This is a genomic window from Bifidobacterium myosotis (assembly GCF_002259745.1).
GTDB lineage: Bacteria > Actinomycetota > Actinomycetes > Actinomycetales > Bifidobacteriaceae > Bifidobacterium > Bifidobacterium myosotis.
In genome coordinates, this window is the sequence record NZ_MWWW01000005.1 from 169,360 (window position 1) to 187,001 (window position 17,642).

Consider the following 17,642-nt stretch of genomic DNA (forward strand, 5'->3'; position numbering starts at 1 on the left):
TTACTCCTCCCTAGCATGGTTTCGGACGTTGCCGCGCACGTATGCGGCGGTGGACAGCAGGCAGACCGCGAGACTTGTCATGGCGATCAGGACGGCGATGAGCGGCTGATACCCGTCGAGCAGCAGCGGATTGTTCTGAGCGTACGAGACGGTGGACCGGCGCGCGGCCAGAACGGCCTGCGACACGAACCATATGGACGGAATGATCGCCAGTATCGATTCGACGATGACTAGGCTCAGATGGGTTCTCGCGAAGGACCATCCGTGGATGTACCGGGCGAAGATGGTCTGGGCTCGCTCGCGGACCCTGATTCGGGCGATGGCCACGGCCGAGGCGATGAGGACGACGGCCGACATCATGACGTTGTACCCGTGGACGACCAGATCCGATCTGAGCTGCGCGTAATGCGTCGCGGCATTCTGCCCGGCATCGCTTACGGCAAGGATGAAGTCCTCCAGACCCGCCTGCCTTGAGGACGTGATCGCGTACTGCGCGTCATCCAGCAGTGCATCGCCCTGGCTGGCATACGCCGCGTAATCGTCGAAGGACAACAGTCCGCTGCCGTTGTCGACCACAACAATCAGCGCGTCATCGAACAAGGTGGGCGTGTCGGGCAGGGCTGACCCGTAGCCGAATAGCCGCTGGCCCCGCTCGCCGCGCACATAGTCGATCTCGGGAACCGGAACGCCGTAGGCCGACGCATGGGATCGCGCCCAGCTGTCGATCGCTTTCTCGTACGCTTTCACGGCCGCCGCGTCCGCATCATACGGGATCACCACCTTCACCGCCTTGGAGCCGGATGTCAGGCGACGCCCCTTGTCATCCCTGACCGTCTGGTGTCGCAGATAGTTGCCATTGACCAGCAGCACCGTGCTGGACGCTGTCTCCCCGTCGCCCTCAGTGGGCGCCATGAACCGCAGGTCGTCCTCATGGGCCAGAATCATCCGCCCCTCGTCTTCGGCGTGTTCCAGCCATTCGCCGGTCCTGCGACTGTACGCGTCCTGCTCGTCCGTCGACATGTTCGGATTGAGATGCACCTGCGCCACATCGCCGGCGCCCCGCCACGCCTCCTGGGCCTGCCACTGGTTGCGCATATTCCCCACGGCGGTGAACAACAACGTCACCGACCATATGGTGATGAATATCGCCGGAATGCGCACGCAGTACACCGCGATGGAAGGCAGTCTGCGGGGTAGCCGCCCCTTGACCGCGGACAACAGGGGCTGCGCGGCCGCGATTATGAATCCCACTCCATAGGCGATTGCCAGACCCACGCATATGGTTAGGAAGATCGCGGCCGAGAGCATGCCGAACAGGCCCCACTGGGCCCCATGGTTGTGCGCTGCCACCAGAGAGCAAGCCACAATGCTGATAACGCATGCCCCCAACATGCAGGAAACCGCATTGGCCTTGACATCCCGGGCCACCATCATCAACGGGCCTGAACCTTGAAGCCGCTGCACCGCGTATCCCTTCGCGTTCATCAGGGAGAAACCGCCCGCCAACGTCGCACACAACAGCAGCACGACGACCAGTCCCACCCCGACGGGCCTCGACATGACCCATTGCGCATACGAACCGACGAAACTCGTCTTGACAAGGACCCGGTACCCCTGGGACTGCAGTTTCTGCTGCAGGTCGACGGCCGAAGCGGCGGGCCCGTCGAACACGTAATACGTTCCCCGCGGATCGGAAGTGGCCAACTCATCCATCCGGCCGACTACAGTCCGCATCGAGACGTTGAACGACGGATACCCGTGCCCGATCCACGAAGCGGCGTCACCGGCAGGATTGCCGACCGCGACATACAAGTGTCTAGCACCACCGGGATCCCGCACATCGGCGACGCTTTTGACGATATTGACCCTGTCCGCCAGCGCCACCTCGGATATCACACCGACCGTCGCCTCGCTCCTGACCTGCGGTGACGGCCCCGATACCTGCACAGTGGCCCGTACCATAAGAGGCCCCGACAGATCCAGCGCGTTCAACAGCAGAAACGAACCCAACATTGCGGCAAACGCCGCAATCCACACCGCCAGACGAATGGACCCGCTGCGCATGGCACCCTCCTCAAACTCATTAAAGGTGATGCCGTTTTGCGGCATCACCTAATCAATTCTCGATTAGCAATATCTCCAATATGCCTGATCGATTCGAAGGGGATTGCTGTCATAAGCAGTCGCGGTAGACCACTGCTTCTTCACTGCGCATTCTGACCGGACAAGTCCGACATCACCGGTTACACTGGAACCGTGAAGAGCAGATGGATGACGATAGTTTGACCAGTTATAGCCTTCACCGAAATCCATGATTCCGTAGTTCCAAGTTCCACCACCGGCAGGTACGACAGCCGCCATTGCTGTCCCGGTGGCTCCCAGAGATAGTCCTGCCGCTAGAACGATAGCAGCCATTGCTTTGACACGTCGATGTTTATCGGTCATCTTTGACCCTTTCTATAGTAGGCCGAATTCTTTTCGACTCCGTAAGAACTATTGTCCTAAGCGAGAATGCGACGGGCAATGACGAGCAAGCTCGTTGACATCTGGAGATGACATGAAGCCCCCAATCTCGCTATCTTGAGATGACAAATGGCAGCCACAACTTCATCTTGTGCATGGAAATTCTTTATGCGAGGGTCGGTGTCCTAGTTGTTGCGTCATTGATTCTTTCGTGCAGAGCTAGATCTGGTGATGATGTATTGTCCGATGGCATCAGGTTCGCCGATGGGTGTGCCGTTGACTTCGACCCAGGCGTGTGCGCGAAAGGGACGATCGGTGAATCCGGTGCACCATGTGACGGATCGGTGAGATATGCGGCATGCCGCCGCTGTGGAGAGAGACCGAAGCAGACAACCCTGCTGGCTGCGGCATCTGCGGCTTACCGCACATACGGCGTTGCGGTAACGCTTCGCCATGTCGGCATCGGCTGGCGGATACCGTTCGGACCACGTTTCAAGCTGACGGCAAAACTCTCCGATTCGTTGTCGTTCCATCTGTCTTCCGATAATGATGGCAATCAGCGCCACCAGGCGGTCGTGAAAGTTGACTCGTGTGATTGCTTCCGGCTGTAGAGGGATGCTCATAAACGCACGTGCTTCCCCATATCGGCGAGAAATCGTTCCGTATCCCGGACGATGATTTGTCTGTCAGCCCGATATTCTTCGGCGATTTCATTCGTGCAATCCTCGACGGTTTTGCCGTGCATCAGACCGTCGAGGATGATTCGGCCTATTTCGTTGATCTGCAGGTATTCGCCGGTGTCGTTGACGAATACGATTGCCCCTCCCTCTTTGGGATACAGAGATATCTGGTCCTTCAGGCTGGTGTTCGCCATCGTGTCATCGGTTTGCATGTCTTAGCCACCTTTCCACTGCCGCGACTCGTTGCATTTCGAACAGAAACGTGATGTCAGGCATCGGCATGGAAGCTCGACGCCGTATGGCTGGCATATCGATCAATCCTTCTTCGTCCAGCTCTCCACCGGTGATTGAGTTGAGCAGCGAGTCCTTCGAGCGTTGCCAGGCCAGATACAGTGAATATGAGTGATCGCCTTTGACGGGACGCCGGAATATCGTTTCGGGGACTATGCCTTTGAGTGCCCGGTACAATACGGCTTTGTGTAGATTTCCTTCGGTGCGTGCACTGATTGGGGCGCATAGCGCATAGTCCGCGATCCCATGGTCCAGGTAGGGGGAGCGGAACGTTATGTCGTCAGAGGCGAACGTCCGATTAACCTGATTGAGCATTCGTGCCTGCATTGACAGAGAATAGAGCGCCTGATGACGGCTTCGGTCGGGGCTCAATGGCCGAATGTCGGCGTGTTTGAATTGTGATTCAATAGCGCTATATAGGATATCCCTGGCTTTTGTGGTCAGGAATTCGGGAATGAGTATGACATCGTGCCATCCACAAGGCGAGGAGCGATGGTTATGACCTTGTTCCGCGTCCAGGAACGATGACCGTAATTCCTCATACAGATCGGTGTTATCGGTCAGATCGAGAATTGCCTGATGGGGTGGGATTCGGTAATCGGCGCTGTATTGTCTTCGGATGTCTCGTAGTCGCAGTGGGTGTTCCCGCAGGCAGCTCCAAGATGAGGATGGCATAGATGCGAACAGCTCGTCTCCTCCGAAACCTGTGACATGGATACGGCTTGTGCCTGCCTCCATTTCGGAGATTCGGCTGAGATAGCCTTCGATATCACTCCAGTAGATCGGTTCTTCAGGTATCTCGTTGTTGGGGTATTCGGCTGCGGGTTCGAATGATCTGTTTCCATCCACGACTCGGCCGACTTTGATGAGTGGCATCCGAACGTCCTCGGAGATTCGCTCGGCCCATTGGGAATCCTGATTCATTGGATCGTCGGGTGTTTCATGATACAGGGGCATACGAACCCCCTCGCTGGCGAAGATGTATGTGATGGCGGCGGAATCCACTCCTCCGGACACATCGGCGGATAGTAGTGCCTCATTGCGCCACTCATCCGCGATCGTCAGGAAACTGCTCCTTAGCGATGCCAGAATTGCGCCGTTTGAAACATGTTTTATGGGTGAAGGTTCCGCTCTCGTATATCGCGGCCTATTGGATTTGTCGAGGTGCAGTATGGTTGCGACAGGTATGGAATGTACGTTCCTCCATGGGGATTTGTCCCCTCGTAGGCTGTCAGGGAGCGAAGGCAGCAGATCCATGACAATGCGTTCTAGGTCAAGATCGGCGTTCGTGATGCTTGCAAGTCGGGAGGCGCTGTCCGACAGGAGCACTTCATCTTCGGAGACGATCCAGAACATGCGATCGCCACTCAGCAGAGGAACTTGGACGCATGTTCCCTCGTCATTGATGCTGATGGAGGCGGGAAGCTTCGAACAGTCCGTTGGCTTCCCGCCGCGGACAATCACGGTACGGTTTGGGTTCTTATACGTAAACGGCATCACGTTTCCCTATCCTGATACAGCTAGGGATCATCAATATATGCAGGGTTTCGGTCAGTTCGATCCCCAAGGGAACGGGGCCTTGGCGCCGCCAACATCGACATAGTTGCCGAACCATACGCCATTGGTTGCTTCCTTGAATGATGCGATGACCTCAACGGCAGGAGGCACATAATCCTTCATCTTCGTTCTCCTCGTGTTCTGGATATGGAACCGGATTGCATGTCGGTGCATGCCATTCCAGTTAACATGATTTGGATAGTACATCCAAGAATGTGTTTGGTGTTTGTCATCTTCGGATGACAAACACCAAACACATGGATCTATGGGGAATCGGACGATCTGCTGGCGTTTTTCAGTCTTCCTTCCAGAGTTGGCCGCGGGAACCCTCTTTTACCACGGTGCCTTTATCCAGTACCACAACATCATCGGTAATCGGCTTCAGCTTGCCGTCCGGTTCGGATGCGATGAGCACCGCAACGCCACGATTTGTCTGCTTCCGTATCTGCTCGCAGATCCAATTCGTGCCCGATTGATCGAGTGCCTGGAGCGGTTCATCTACGATCAGGGCTTTGGGATTGGGAAGCAGAGCTATGGCGAATCGCATTTTGAGGACATCGATTGGAGCGAGATCGTGGAGCTTGACGGTGAGAAGATTCTGCAGTTCGGTCATGTGAATAATCCCGTCAAGAAGCGAATCAGACGTTCCGGCCCAGAACGCCTTCCAACGAAGATAGGTTCCGACCGAGTAATACGGGGATAGTGAAATGGCTTCGGGCATTGCATTCACAACGTTTTTGGGTATACGGGATGTGCCACAGGGTTTGCCACAGGTGTATATGCATCCGGAATCCGGGATATCCAGTCCCAACAGCATCCGGAGAACAGTTGTTTTGCCGGCGTCATGTGGCCCCATCAGAACGGTGACTCGACCTGCATAGGCGGCAAATGTGATCCCATGCAATTCGCGACCGGCATGATTGAATGAGACGTTCTCAAACGCAATGATGGGTGAAGCCGAATCGGGCAGCTGGCACATCGTTTTCCTTTCTTCGATTGACCCGAGCCGCAATAATCGAAGTCCCCCCCCCCTAACGGTTTTTGGATACTGACCTATCTTAGGGGATGGCAAAAGTGACGTGATATATGCTAGGTTTGTTCCGTTCGCTTGAGCGACGGACATAGACAGTTAACCAGTTTGCTCTATTCTCCAATAAAAGGATTGTGGTGTTTGTCATCTGAAGATGACAAACACCACAATCGTTGAGATGAATATCGTGATTTTTATGCTGGTTTGCTGCCTGTTATTTGGTCCAGCCCCGATTGATACCAAGCTATGGCGATTTGGACTCGGTCCCGCATGTGCATTCTGGCCAATATGCGGCTTACCGTGCGTCGTACCGATGTCGTTTCGATGAATAGGCGCTCCGCGATTTCCTGATTGGACAAGCCTGCCGCCACGAGTTCCGCGACTTCATGTTCCCGCTTGGAAAGTCCGTCGAATAGGCTTCGTAGCAGCTTGATGCGGGTGTTGTCCGATATGGGCCGAACCCCGCGATTGAGTACTTCACCGGTGATTCTCGGTGTCAATACCGCATCTCCGTTATGCACGGCGTGTACGGCGTCACGTAGCTGTTTGGGGGTCGCATCCTTGAGCAGGAATCCGGATGCCCCTCGCGCCAATCCGTCGAAGGCGTAATCGTCCTCATCGTATGTGGTCAGGATCAGTATCTGGATTTGGGGGAATTGCTCCTTGATGATGCCCGTCGCCTCTATGCCGTCCATGACGGGCATGCGCACGTCCATCAGAATCACGTCAGGCAGTTGCTGCGGTGATTGCCGTAGGAACTCGATTGCTTGGGCGCCGTCCACGGCCTGGGAGCTGACGATGATGTTCGGATCGTTGTTCAGCATCATCATGAAGCCGGTGCGCGCCCCTCGCATGTCATCGACCAGCATGACCTTGATGATGTCGTCTCTTGCATCCTTCATGGTTCTTCCGTTTCTTTCAGGGGATTAGTGCCTTGACCGCCCAGCCATTGCCGTATGGCCCATAGGACAGGGTGCCGCCCATTTTCGCAAGGCGTTGGGAGAGCCGTTGCAGTCCGGTTCCACCTGTCGGCTTCCTGCTTTGACCGGATGCCTCGCCGGTGGTGTCGTGTCCGGAGACGTGTCCATCGTTGCGGATCGTGATTGCTGTTCCGCCATCACGGTAATGATTCCAGGAGACGGCAATGCGGGTCAGTCCCGCGCCGTGCCGAAGGGCATTGGTCAGTGCCTCGCGAGTGACGGCGAAGCATAAATCCGAACGGCGGGGGTCCTCGACGCGTCTTCCCGTTTCGGTGAACACGACGATGATTCCGGTTGAGCGTATGTGTTCCAGTACGGGTCTGATATCGTCCCAATCCCGTAAACGCAGGATGTCATCCTGATTCACTGGGTCAAGACCGACCTGTTCCAAAGACGGCTGCGATTCCTCTTCATTGAAGACCTTTAGTATACGGCGCGTATCGGTCAGACTGTCCTTCGCAATCGATGTGATCTCTGCTAAGACATCAGCCAGTTGCGAAGCGGAATAGCCGCCATTCCTTATGCAGTCCTCACCTCCCTGCGATAACGCGATAATCGAGGTCAATCCATGACCGACACTGTCATGCAGCTCGTTGGCCATGCGAAGGCGCCGTTCCGTACGATTCTTTTCCTCCGCCAGCATTGCGGTCTTTCGCCGTGCCTCGGACAGCAGCCTATTCGACGTTCGCCGTTCCCACGCTATGGACAACAGTGAGGATGCGATGCCGGCCAAAGCGACGGAGTACAGTAACGCCAAATATTGAGGCTGCAGATAGGAGGGATAGATGTATTGCATTGCGATCATGCAGATCATGGCCAGATCGCACATGGCCTGAACATACAAAGGAAGCCGAATGCACAGATAAAGCACCAAGATAAGCGCGACCTGCGTGTATGAGTGCAGACCAACGCCGAACAGGACGCCCAGAGAGAGCTCAATGAATTCCAAGGCCAGCAACGCCACGGGGCTTCTGGACCTTAACGTCACGTTTATGGCTCCCAAAACTAGCAGTATAAGGAAGTACCATATTCCCGCTCCCTCGTTGAGGAACCGGATAAACGAATATCCTGTGCCGATTGCCATCCGCTCTTTCACATAATCGCGGATCAGCACGCCCATCGTGCCAACGATGCAGATCAGAGTCGTCGTGAAACGAAGCAGGCGTTCCCCTTTGAGCTGACGAAGCCATAGGATCAATCGATCCCGCGGGGTGACGGCTAACGTTTGTCTCCCATCTGATGACTTACCCCGGCGTGAGCCCATAATGAGATGGTTCCTCGCAACCTGCACCTTACGCCTTCTTCGTTGTCCGAGAATACAGCTTTCCCATTATCTACGATTTGAGGCTCGCATGTCCATGACTGGGCTCCTGTTTGACATCTACGGATGACAGTAACTTATCGCGGACTTCCCTCTCCGCTTGCGGAGAGAATGCTCCAGGCGGGGCTGTTCGACATACTCTCCGCAATCGGCGCGGGAACGCGGCCCCGGTCCATGCGCTGCGCGCATGACCGTGCTGTCTGGCCGCTCGCATGCTCGCGGCGGTGGGCCGCGCGGAATCTGACGAGGGGTTTGCGGCCACCACCAGCATGCCATGCGCTCCGTCTGCGTTCCCTGCGCCGTGTCCCGCGCCGCTCCCGTGCCTGCGCTGCGACGGCGGACCAGCATGCCGTCTTCGCTACTGCCCGGATCGTCGCGGTCCACGCCTCCGGTCTCTCCGCCTGCGCGCATGGCAGGCGGGTGGTGTCCGAAATGGAAACCACACGGAAAGGACCGATGGACATGAACGACATGGTGGACACCCGCACGACGGGAACCGGACTGGCGAAGCGCGTACGCGACGGGTTCCTTCAGGACCGGCGTGAACTTGGGCCGGCGGAAGCGGCCGACAAGTGGTTCGCACCCCTGATGGACAGGTGGAACGGCCTGCTGTCGCGCGACGAGGGAGGCTTCTCCCATGAGGAGCGCGTCACGCTGGCGGTGCTGATGACCGAGTGCCTGAGCATGCGGGACGCGCTGATACTCGCATCTTTGCGCGAGATGGGCGGCGGCGAACTGCACATGCTGTACGCCCAGCCGCATTCGATGGAGTCGGCGGCCGTGGTCATGCGCGAACTGTCACGGGCGTTCAAGGACGCCGCCTACCAGCCGGACACGAGACGCGGGGAACGCGCGACGGCGTTGCTGGAATCGGTGACGGCCGACGCCCCGGACGGATACAAGGCACAGCCGATGGCGTCGTGCGCGTACCTGCTGTGGATGGCCGACCGTTCGACCGCCGCCGCGGTGCGCGCGCTCAAGGCCTTGGCCTTGGACGACGACTGCTCGTTGGCATCCCTCGTGCTCGCGGCCAGCGAACACGGCATCCGCCCCGCGTGGACGGAACGCCGCCGCCACTGAGCGTCGGCCGTGGATTCATCTGGCTGGGGCTTCCGATTCCGGAAGCCCCAGCCAATCCCCAATCATCTGTTTTTTCAAGGAGACAATCATGGAAACCGCAATCATCGAACGTCCCGTATCGGCCGACGAAGGCATGGAGGAATCGAACATCGTCATGCTGGACGTGGGACTTATCGATCCGAACCCCGCGAACCCGCGCCGCGACGTGGGCGATGTGTCGGAACTCGCGGATTCGATACGCGCGCAGGGCATCCGGCAAAACCTGCTCGTCACTCCCACGCCGCAGGGACGCTACCTGCTCGTCATCGGGCATCGCCGCCTCGCCGCCGCCAAACTCGCCGGATTGAGCCGGGTACCCGCCGTGGTGGCCGATTTGTCGGAACGGGAGCAACGCGAGCTCATGCTCGTGGAGAACAGCCAGCGCGCCGACCTGACCGTCATCGAGGAGGCCGACGGCTATCAGGGGCTTCTCGATTTGGGCGTGGGCGTGGACGAGGCAGCGCAACGCACCGGCCGTTCCACGTCATTGGTGCGCCGACGCCTGAAGATAGCCGCCATCGGCGAGAACGCGCGAAGCAAGGCCGGAACGGCCCAGCTGAGCATCGACGACTGGGAGACCATCGCCGACTTCGACCGGCATCCAGACCTTCAGGAACGGCTCGCCGAGGCGGCAGGCGGCAAGAACTGGAACATGGCCGTCAAGCACGCCCGGCAGGAGCGAACATGGCGCGAATGGCTCGACACGGCGCGAGCCGAATTGGAACGCATGGGCATCGACGCGGCCGACGAACAGCCGAACACGGACAACTGGTATGACTCGCCAAAGGGATTGCGTCGCACCACGATGCTGACCACGGGCGACATCGCCAAGGCCATCGACGCATGGCGCGACTCCCATGACGGAGCCACGCCCGTCGTTGGAGTGCGGGCCGAAGGCGCGTCATGGGCGCGCGGCATCGCCCTGTACGAAACCGTGGACGAGGAGGCCGAGACCGCGGCCCGCGAGGCGCGTGAGGCGCGTTGGCGCGAGGAACGGGAACGCGAGGAACGCGAGACGGCACCGGCCAAGGAGTTCGCGCGGGCAAGCCGTGATTTGCGCATCGCGTTCGTGACGCATCTCATGGAACTGAAATCCCAGCCGAAGGGCATCGGCAAAGCCGTCGCCCTGCTGTCCGCGAGATTCGCGCTCGATACGCTCACCGAGGGATTCGACCAATGGAACAGTCATGCCGAGGACGTCTGGGAGCAAATCACCGGCATCGGCACGGCGGGCGACGACGCCGATGATGCAAAGCCGGAGGACGAGGCCGAAGACCCGTTACGCGAGTCCGTCACCGCGATGATTGCCGGCGACCCGCAACGGGCCGCGTTCGGACTGCTCTACGCCTTGGCCGAAGAGCGCGTCAGCTGGGAAACGTGGCGTGACGCGGCGACCATCGCGGAACACGCCGCACCGTTGTACGAGGCGTTGGAAACACTCGGCTACCGCACCTCGGACACGGAAGCCGAAGCCCTCAACGGCTCCCTCGTACCAATCGATGACGACGACAATGGCGAGGATACCGGCATAGGGCAGGACAGCGAACCGGACGACGATGGGGCGTCGCAAGCCGACGACGCATCCGGCGAGCCGGACGACGCCGAATAAGCGACGGACGGGGCGGAACCGGAATACGGGTTCCGCCCCCGTCCGGGCGCGAATGGCGAAACGTGACGGCGCATGCGCGCCCGCGCCTTCCGGAGCCAAGCGGCGGCGGGTGACGTTCAGCCGTGGCGGGAGGAGCGTCGTCGGAGCCGCGCGTCGCACCAATCCATGAGCATGCTCGCAAGCACGGCCGTGAGAAACGTGGCGACGATCAACGCGAACGAGCCGTCCAATGCCGGAGCGTCCGAGCCGGCGAGGAAATGCATGAGCAGGAACGCCAGCATGAGCAATCCCGACAGCATGGCGAACGCCGTGAACACGGAGTTCACGAGGAACACCACGAGCCGCAACGGGTGCGCGAACAGGGCAAGGCACGAGGCCACGCCACGCATCAGCATGCGTATCACGCCCGTCGCCAGCGACAGGCCAAGCATCACCAGCAGCATCGGCATCGCCGCCACCTCCCGTATGTAGCCAATGTCATCCAGCGTAGCCGCCAGGACGCGGGAAACCGAATCGCAATCCCTCCGGGTCCAATCCAATCGAACCGGATTCTCCGGCATCACCGGCATCGGCCGCATTCGCCGTTGCGGCGTTGTCTTCCGTCAGGGCAATCTCCGGCGTATCGACGGCGGATGCCGGTCGGCCGTCGGATTCGAGGGACAAATCCTCGCCATCATGGATTTCGCCGTGACTATCGGCGGGATTGGCCTGCCCGTAGTCGGGCGTGACGGCATGGAACGCCATGCCCGTCTCCCTTGGCTCCATCCTGAGCGTGCGCACGAGCTGGGCACGAGGCATGTGATGGTCGTCGCAGAACGATTGGGCGGCGTCACGGAATCGTTCCGCGGCCCAGCGCATATCGTCCAGCAGGATACCCAAACGCGACAGTTCGCCGCGTTTGCGCCGAAGCGCCTCCAACTCGGCATCCAATGCGTTGTCGGCGATGGCGCGCATCGCCCGGTTGCGTTCCCTCGGCTTCGCCATGACGGTCTCCTCACGGTGATTGTTCTTCACTGCCCCGCATCGTAGAACGACGCCGGCAATGATGCCGGCGGACACGAAACGGAACCGGCGTCGGCATGCGAAACGTGACCTGAAGTCCGCCGCGCATGGCGTGGCGCCAAGGCGAAACTGACCGGTGCGCAACCATCCCCTCCCCGGAGGGGCGGTTGGTGTGTAGCAAGCATCGCCGGTGTACGTACACCGGCGCGGCCCCGCGAGGCTCGGGGCCGATCGCGGGACACCCGTGGAACCCGATATGAGGAGGCGCCGATGGGTTGGAAAGGCAACCGTTCCAGGACGATCCGCAAGGCGGTCACGTTCAGCGAGGAGGAATGGCGGTGGGTGGCGGACTCGCTCAAAGTGGAGAACCGTCAGCGCATCCAGGCCGGGCTCAGGCCCGTGGGATGGATGGCGTTCGCCCGCAACAGGATCAGATGCGCCCACCGCGTCAACATCACCGTGCCCGCGAACCTGCATGACGTGAGCGCCCAACTGGCGAGGATCGGCAACAACGTCAACCAGATCGCCCGTCACGCGAACACCACGCGGGAGACGGACCTGGCCATGCTCTCGCGCGTGTTCGACGAGCTGCGCCAGGCGGAACGGCTGGTCGCGGGCCTGCGCATCCGGGTGGAGACCGACGTTGACCCCAAAGGGGTGCCCGAATGGCTGTAGTCAAGATCGGCAAGATCAAAAGCACGCTTGCCCGCAGCATCACCTACGTGACGAACCCGGCCAAGACCGACGGCTACCGGTGGGCCTCGACCACCGTCGGCGATGACATCACGGACGCCGAGTCCATCGCCCGAGGCTTCGAATGTGCGTTGGACGCCACGAAAGGCGGCTCACGCCGGCAGGGGGCCGTGTTGGCGCTGCACGTGATCCAATCGTTCGATCCCACCGACCAGGTCACGCCCCGATTGGCGCATCTGATCGGGGAACGGTTCGTCCGGGAGATCACCGGAGGCACGCACGACTACGTGATTGCCACCCACACCGACAGATCCCACATGCACAACCACATCCTCATCTGCCCGGCAGACCGGATCACAGGCAAGGCCCTGCGTCTGAGGAAAGGAACCCTGGGCGAATGGCGGAAGATCAGCGACCGGCTATGCCGCGAATACGGCCTGCACACCCTCATGCCGGAACAGTCCGGGCGCGTGGCCCCGTCGATCGGGGAACTCCATCTGAGCGCCAGAGGCGGCAACCTCAAGGACCGGTTGCGCACCAGCATCGACACGGCCTGCATGAACGCCCATGACTTCGCGGGCTTCCGCCGCGAACTCGCGACGCTCGGCGTCAACGCGACCGTGCGCGGCGGACGCATCACCTACACGCCACGCGGGCAGACACGCGGAATCCGAGACCGGCGACTGGGCGTGGCATACAACATGCTCGCCATCATGGGCAAGATCCACCGGCGCACACTCAGCGAGATCACCTTCCACGAGGCCATGATCGCCCGTCGGACGGATACGGCGGTGACCGTTCGAGTGCCCGGCACGCACGGACGCCTGCGCCTGTCCATACCGTGCGACCGGCTCGTGCGTGACGGAAGGATCTGGCACGCCTACCTGTCCGACGACGTCAGACAAGTGCTCACCGACGGGAACGGCGGCTATGTGCGATCGACGGACTGCGAGGGCCTGTACGCATGGTTCGCACGGCCCACGCTGCGACTGGAGGACTACTGCCGTCAACGGTTCGACGGCCGGGACCTGACCGGCGTGAACGGACGCGCGCTGCGTCAGGCAATCGCCTGCGACCGACTCGCCGACAGCCTGCGCGAACTCAAGGTACTCGCCCAGGTCATCGACGAAGGCGACGGCCGACTGGCGACGCTCGGCCGACTCACCGACTCCGTCGAACTCAACGCGAAGCACATGCGCGCCCTGATCGCGCTCATCGCCGACAACCACGATCGGGGAGCCGACGTCGCGGGATTGGAGGCGCAGCTCGCCATCGAGGAACGGGAGACCCGCGATCTGGCATCCGACGCCCTCGCCCTGCGACGACTCATCGCACGCACCACGCCGACAAGCGAACGCTCCGACAACACACGGCGCACACAGCGCCGCGATGACGGGCATCGTGTCCGCCGCAGGAACCGGTGAGCCGGCGGAAGCTGGAACGCAACGAACCACGACGGATGACGGGAGAACCCCATGGCGGCCGAGGACCAGGCACAGGAACTCATGATGCGCGTCAGCGAGCAAGGCACGCGCGTCATCATCGACGTGACCAAATACGGGCTCGACAAGGCGCTGCACCTGCTCGGCATCGGCGTGCACGCCACCGGCGAGACGCTGCGGCGTATCAGGACCACCGGCAAGGTGGACAGCAAAACCCTGCACCGCACCGGCGAGCCGATCAACGTGCAGGAAGTCACCGGACGATACGCCCGACAGCTCGAACACGACCTGAAAAAGGCCGGCATCACCTTCCATATCGAACACGACCGCGACACCGGCCGCACCTTCCTCCACTTCCAAGGCAGGGACGCCGACGAGGTCAACCACGTCGTCTCACGCATCGTCGAACGTCTCAACCGAGAGCTCGCCCGGCAGGAGACCGCCACGATCCACGAACCCGGCGACACCGACCCAGTGCGGCCGCCCACGGAGACGACGCCGGACCGGGAGGAGTCGAACCCGTTCCTCGAACCATCCGACGACGCGCTGCGCCTCGCCTTCGACGCCGAATCACCATCGAACGGCCGTTTCGACTTCCGCACGGTGCCCTGGGACCGCGACGCCGCGATCATCACCGACCAGCTCGACCGGCTCCACATACCCCACCACACGCAACGGGTCGCCGACGACACGGTGCGCTTCACCTATCCGGCCGGCCAGGCCAGACGGATCGCCGACACTATCGAAACCCTGACCGCACGCTCACGGGGCCTGGACTGGAACCGCATGGACATCCCCGCCCCGGACGGCGGCGTGCGCCGCCCCAAAACCAAACAGCAGACCCTGAACGACATCCATCTGCGGGCCGGCAAACGCATCGAAGGCCAACGCCGCGCCACACCCTCGAAGCAACGCGTCCGTACCCGGTGAACGGATGCGCGACGACCATGACCGGAAAGGAACATCGCCATGCCCGAGCTTTCAGCCAACGCGCGTTGGCTCATGGACAACCTCATCGACAACGACCGGCAAGCCTTGGTGGACATCGCACGGCGCGGCGAGCAATACGCGGCCGCCGGCATGCCGCAGGACAATCGGCTGGGTCAAGTCTCCCGCATTGTCATCGACGACGCAATCCGACGCCACAACCAGGCATGGCCCGACGCCGCAATCAGCTTCCCCGGAACGGATCTCGCCCAGGCCTCCGACGAGATCGGCCAACGCATCCGAACACAGGCCGCACGATCATGGAACACTCCCGACGTCATGCAGACGCCGGCGCAATGGCAGCCCGATCACTCCATGAACGCGCAGGCGCCGGCCCCGGAGCCGCGGCGGAACGCAACATCTGTCGGCCGGCCCGGCGGAGATACGCCGGCGAAACCCGCAGTCGGGGAAAACGCAAGGGAGATATGGCCGCGCGTGAACTTCCCCAACAGCTACGTGCACCTGTACCGGATGACCTCCAAGGACGGGCGCATGTTCGACAAGATGCGCGTGGCGATACCGCAGGGCACCAGCATCCGCGGCGTGGACCTGACCGGATGGCAGCTCGACCGCTTCCTGACCGACCATGCACGGGACGCCAAACTGAACGGACGCGACGTGACCGTCAGCTTCAAACCCGGAGAACCAGTGGAACTTTGGCGGGGCAAAGGCGAACAGCGCGAGACCATGCGCATCGACGACGCATGGCAGCTATGCCGGGCGGTCAAAGCGCAACGCTTGGCCTACGCGAGGCAACGCGCCGAAAACAAACCGGTCACCGCCACCCCCGGCACCCGGACCGGCGAGGAAACACCCGTGGAAGCCTCCGGGCCGGAGACCCCCGAACAGACGGCCTCGCAATCCCGGACCATCGGCAAGAGCCGGACGCTCGACGCCATCAGGGATAGAGCCGAACGCCGCACGCAAACGCCGTCCACCACGCCGACAAGAACGCAGACGCAATCACAGATATCACAGACAAGGAGCCGATGATGGCCGAAGACGATCTGACAATCAACGTATGGGTGGGCAACCTCGGACGATACAACGAGGGCACGCTCATCGGCGGATGGCTGCGCCTGCCCACGGACGAGCAGCGGATCAACCGGTTCCTCACCGAACAGGTCGGACTGACGCTCGACGCGCAGCAAGCCTATGAGATCGGACGCCAAGGAGGCGTCACCTATGAGGAATACGGCATCTTCGACCACGAATACACGGGCCTGCTCGCCGCACTCGACTACCGGCCCGGCGAATACGAAGACCTCCACTCCCTGAACACGCTCGCGCAAGCCGCCCGGATCTTCACGCAAGACCAGCCCGAAGCATTGGAGGCGGTACGGCTGGCGGCCGATATGAACGGCGTGCACGACCCGATCGGACTGGCGAACCTGCTCGTCCAATCCGAGGACATCGAATACATGACCTACGACCCGCCGCAAGGCATCACGCAGGAGAACACGCCCGACCTGGACGAGATGTACGGCTGGCATTGCGTCAACCAAAGCACGGAACTCGCGAAACTCCTTGACGGACCATACGGCATGTACTTCGACGTGGCGAAATACGGGCGCGACGCCGCCATCAACGACAACGTCACCCTCGCCGACCACGGGTTCCTGATCGACGCCACCATCCCCGACACCAAACGGTATTCCGGCACGGAACTCAAGCAGATCATCGACGCCTACACCGACGACGAGCCCGGCCTCGACGCCACGACGCAGTCGACCCCCGACGCAATGCGGATGATCGAGCGCTGGGGAGACACGCACGACAACGTGATGCGATCGGACGGCACGGAGCGCATCACCGAACGCATCATGCAGGCCAACGACACCGATGGCGACACCCTGCGCCGACAGGTCCAAGGCCTCGTCAAACCGGTGGCCGACCAGCTGGACGGCGACATGCCCTCAGGCTCGGCCACGTTCGCCCGACTCGTCGCCGAACACGCAGCAGAACACGCCAATCCCGACCAGATGCCGGCACGGGAACCGTTCCGGCTCGAATCACTGCTCGAACCCAGCGAACGCATCATGGAATACACGCTCGCCGGCACGGCGACGAACTGGGGAGCACCCGTCTACCAGTGCATCATGCCCGCCGATTCCACCGACATCAGCGCCGGATTGGAGGACACCCTCCAACGCATCATCGCCGACCGGACCGGGCGCGGCGACGCCGCCTCGATACTCGCCGAAACCATGGGCGCCAAGCCCGCCGGCGAACTCGACCCCGCCGACGGCATCACCCCGATCGACCAGGGATACGCGCTGCCCGCACCCATCACCTCCTTCAACCCCAAATCGGCGAAAGAGGAAGAGCCGAACACGTCGAAAGGCAGGGACACGGTGCTCGACGGCATACGCCAACGGGCCAGCCAGCGCGCCGACGACCCCACAGCCCATCCGTCCACACCGGACCGGACGAAGACCCGCAACCGATAAGCCGCCGAGGAGACCAGC

At 61.0% G+C, this 17,642-nt stretch carries 18 protein-coding genes; 7 read left to right on the forward strand and 11 right to left on the reverse strand.

The features are described 5' to 3' along the window. From BMYO_RS03485 to BMYO_RS03520, 9 genes are all read right to left on the reverse strand, one after another. Complete coding sequence (locus tag BMYO_RS03485; protein WP_143249100.1) at nucleotides 1–2,064, reverse strand: hypothetical protein; 2,064 nt, start codon at nucleotides 2,062–2,064, stop codon at nucleotides 1–3. Between the two features lie 63 nt (nucleotides 2,065–2,127). Continuing rightward, on the reverse strand, nucleotides 2,128–2,445 hold the full coding sequence (locus BMYO_RS03490) for a lactococcin 972 family bacteriocin (RefSeq protein ID WP_082440437.1): 318 nt from the start codon (nucleotides 2,443–2,445) through the stop codon (nucleotides 2,128–2,130). A gap of 215 nt (nucleotides 2,446–2,660) precedes the next feature. Continuing rightward, entirely contained in the window at nucleotides 2,661–3,086 is a 426-nt protein-coding gene (locus BMYO_RS12550; RefSeq protein ID WP_082440438.1) for a lasso peptide biosynthesis B2 protein, read from the reverse strand. Further along, complete coding sequence (locus BMYO_RS03500; protein WP_055427646.1) at nucleotides 3,083–3,355, reverse strand: PqqD family protein; 273 nt, start codon at nucleotides 3,353–3,355, stop codon at nucleotides 3,083–3,085. The genes BMYO_RS12550 and BMYO_RS03500 overlap by 4 nt, the downstream gene beginning before the upstream one ends. Then, a complete protein-coding gene (locus BMYO_RS03505) occupies nucleotides 3,342–4,790 on the reverse strand; it encodes an asparagine synthase-related protein (protein ID WP_233428108.1) in 1,449 nt (482 codons plus the stop codon). The genes BMYO_RS03500 and BMYO_RS03505 overlap by 14 nt, the downstream gene beginning before the upstream one ends. Nucleotides 4,791–4,985: 195 nt before the next feature. Continuing rightward, nucleotides 4,986–5,114: a lasso RiPP family leader peptide-containing protein gene (locus tag BMYO_RS11440; protein ID WP_014484606.1), complete on the reverse strand. Its 129-nt coding sequence runs from the start codon at nucleotides 5,112–5,114 to the stop codon at nucleotides 4,986–4,988. 172 nt (nucleotides 5,115–5,286) lie between these two features. Beyond that, nucleotides 5,287–5,970 (reverse strand): ATP-binding cassette domain-containing protein, encoded by a 684-nt coding sequence (locus tag BMYO_RS03510; RefSeq protein WP_055427647.1) that lies wholly within the window; start codon nucleotides 5,968–5,970, stop codon nucleotides 5,287–5,289. A 245-nt stretch (nucleotides 5,971–6,215) separates the two neighbouring features. Further along, the gene (locus BMYO_RS03515; RefSeq protein WP_055427648.1) at nucleotides 6,216–6,923 is read right to left on the reverse strand and encodes a response regulator transcription factor; all 708 of its coding nucleotides are present in this window, start codon (nucleotides 6,921–6,923) and stop codon (nucleotides 6,216–6,218) included. Between the two features lie 16 nt (nucleotides 6,924–6,939). Next, complete coding sequence (locus tag BMYO_RS03520; protein WP_223847560.1) at nucleotides 6,940–8,121, reverse strand: sensor histidine kinase; 1,182 nt, start codon at nucleotides 8,119–8,121, stop codon at nucleotides 6,940–6,942. Nucleotides 8,122–8,784: 663 nt separating this feature from the next. Between BMYO_RS03520 and BMYO_RS03525 the strand changes: the two genes are divergently transcribed. Together BMYO_RS03525 and BMYO_RS03530 are read left to right on the forward strand one after the other, a co-directional pair. Further along, nucleotides 8,785–9,402 (forward strand): DUF4192 family protein, encoded by a 618-nt coding sequence (locus BMYO_RS03525; RefSeq protein WP_143249101.1) that lies wholly within the window; start codon nucleotides 8,785–8,787, stop codon nucleotides 9,400–9,402. Between the two features lie 88 nt (nucleotides 9,403–9,490). After that, nucleotides 9,491–11,050: a ParB/RepB/Spo0J family partition protein gene (locus tag BMYO_RS03530; RefSeq protein ID WP_055427650.1), complete on the forward strand. Its 1,560-nt coding sequence runs from the start codon at nucleotides 9,491–9,493 to the stop codon at nucleotides 11,048–11,050. 116 nt (nucleotides 11,051–11,166) lie between these two features. Here BMYO_RS03530 and BMYO_RS03535 read toward each other — a convergent pair whose 3' ends face one another. Continuing rightward, a complete protein-coding gene (locus tag BMYO_RS03535) occupies nucleotides 11,167–11,499 on the reverse strand; it encodes a hypothetical protein (RefSeq protein WP_055427651.1) in 333 nt (110 codons plus the stop codon). Between the two features lie 28 nt (nucleotides 11,500–11,527). After that, on the reverse strand, nucleotides 11,528–12,034 hold the full coding sequence (locus BMYO_RS03540; RefSeq protein WP_055427652.1) for a hypothetical protein: 507 nt from the start codon (nucleotides 12,032–12,034) through the stop codon (nucleotides 11,528–11,530). Nucleotides 12,035–12,322: 288 nt separating this feature from the next. Between BMYO_RS03540 and BMYO_RS03545 the strand changes: the two genes are divergently transcribed. From BMYO_RS03545 to BMYO_RS03565, 5 genes are read left to right on the forward strand one after another with little or no spacing between them, the layout of a single operon-like run. Then, entirely contained in the window at nucleotides 12,323–12,727 is a 405-nt protein-coding gene (locus BMYO_RS03545) for a MobC family plasmid mobilization relaxosome protein (RefSeq protein WP_055427653.1), read from the forward strand. After that, complete coding sequence (locus tag BMYO_RS03550) at nucleotides 12,718–14,169, forward strand: relaxase/mobilization nuclease domain-containing protein (RefSeq protein WP_094667172.1); 1,452 nt, start codon at nucleotides 12,718–12,720, stop codon at nucleotides 14,167–14,169. The genes BMYO_RS03545 and BMYO_RS03550 overlap by 10 nt, the downstream gene beginning before the upstream one ends. Before the next feature lie 51 nt (nucleotides 14,170–14,220). Continuing rightward, entirely contained in the window at nucleotides 14,221–15,117 is an 897-nt protein-coding gene (locus tag BMYO_RS03555; protein WP_094667173.1) for a PcfB family protein, read from the forward strand. A 39-nt stretch (nucleotides 15,118–15,156) separates the two neighbouring features. Then, nucleotides 15,157–16,167: a hypothetical protein gene (locus BMYO_RS12035; RefSeq protein ID WP_233428110.1), complete on the forward strand. Its 1,011-nt coding sequence runs from the start codon at nucleotides 15,157–15,159 to the stop codon at nucleotides 16,165–16,167. Continuing rightward, on the forward strand, nucleotides 16,167–17,624 hold the full coding sequence (locus BMYO_RS03565; protein ID WP_055427656.1) for an antirestriction protein ArdA: 1,458 nt from the start codon (nucleotides 16,167–16,169) through the stop codon (nucleotides 17,622–17,624). Before BMYO_RS12035 ends, BMYO_RS03565 begins: the two co-directional genes overlap by 1 nt. The last annotated feature ends 18 nt before the right edge of the window (nucleotides 17,625–17,642 follow it).

Coding starts and splice junctions, on each gene's coding strand:
- BMYO_RS03510 (WP_055427647.1), bottom strand. CDS start 5,970: ATGTGCCAGCTGCCCGATTCGGCTTCACCCATCATTGCGTTTGAGAAC.
- BMYO_RS03525 (WP_143249101.1), top strand. CDS start 8,785: ATGAACGACATGGTGGACACCCGCACGACGGGAACCGGACTGGCGAAG.
- BMYO_RS03515 (WP_055427648.1), bottom strand. CDS start 6,923: ATGAAGGATGCAAGAGACGACATCATCAAGGTCATGCTGGTCGATGAC.
- BMYO_RS03565 (WP_055427656.1), top strand. CDS start 16,167: ATGGCCGAAGACGATCTGACAATCAACGTATGGGTGGGCAACCTCGGA.
- BMYO_RS03505 (WP_233428108.1), bottom strand. CDS start 4,790: ATGTTCTGGATCGTCTCCGAAGATGAAGTGCTCCTGTCGGACAGCGCC.
- BMYO_RS03500 (WP_055427646.1), bottom strand. CDS start 3,355: ATGCAAACCGATGACACGATGGCGAACACCAGCCTGAAGGACCAGATA.
- BMYO_RS03540 (WP_055427652.1), bottom strand. CDS start 12,034: ATGGCGAAGCCGAGGGAACGCAACCGGGCGATGCGCGCCATCGCCGAC.
- BMYO_RS03490 (WP_082440437.1), bottom strand. CDS start 2,445: ATGACCGATAAACATCGACGTGTCAAAGCAATGGCTGCTATCGTTCTA.
- BMYO_RS03535 (WP_055427651.1), bottom strand. CDS start 11,499: ATGCCGATGCTGCTGGTGATGCTTGGCCTGTCGCTGGCGACGGGCGTG.
- BMYO_RS03520 (WP_223847560.1), bottom strand. CDS start 8,121: ATGGGCGTGCTGATCCGCGATTATGTGAAAGAGCGGATGGCAATCGGC.
- BMYO_RS12550 (WP_082440438.1), bottom strand. CDS start 3,086: ATGAGCATCCCTCTACAGCCGGAAGCAATCACACGAGTCAACTTTCAC.
- BMYO_RS03545 (WP_055427653.1), top strand. CDS start 12,323: ATGGGTTGGAAAGGCAACCGTTCCAGGACGATCCGCAAGGCGGTCACG.
- BMYO_RS12035 (WP_233428110.1), top strand. CDS start 15,157: ATGCCCGAGCTTTCAGCCAACGCGCGTTGGCTCATGGACAACCTCATC.
- BMYO_RS03530 (WP_055427650.1), top strand. CDS start 9,491: ATGGAAACCGCAATCATCGAACGTCCCGTATCGGCCGACGAAGGCATG.
- BMYO_RS03555 (WP_094667173.1), top strand. CDS start 14,221: ATGGCGGCCGAGGACCAGGCACAGGAACTCATGATGCGCGTCAGCGAG.
- BMYO_RS03485 (WP_143249100.1), bottom strand. CDS start 2,064: ATGCGCAGCGGGTCCATTCGTCTGGCGGTGTGGATTGCGGCGTTTGCC.
- BMYO_RS03550 (WP_094667172.1), top strand. CDS start 12,718: ATGGCTGTAGTCAAGATCGGCAAGATCAAAAGCACGCTTGCCCGCAGC.
- BMYO_RS11440 (WP_014484606.1), bottom strand. CDS start 5,114: ATGAAGGATTATGTGCCTCCTGCCGTTGAGGTCATCGCATCATTCAAG.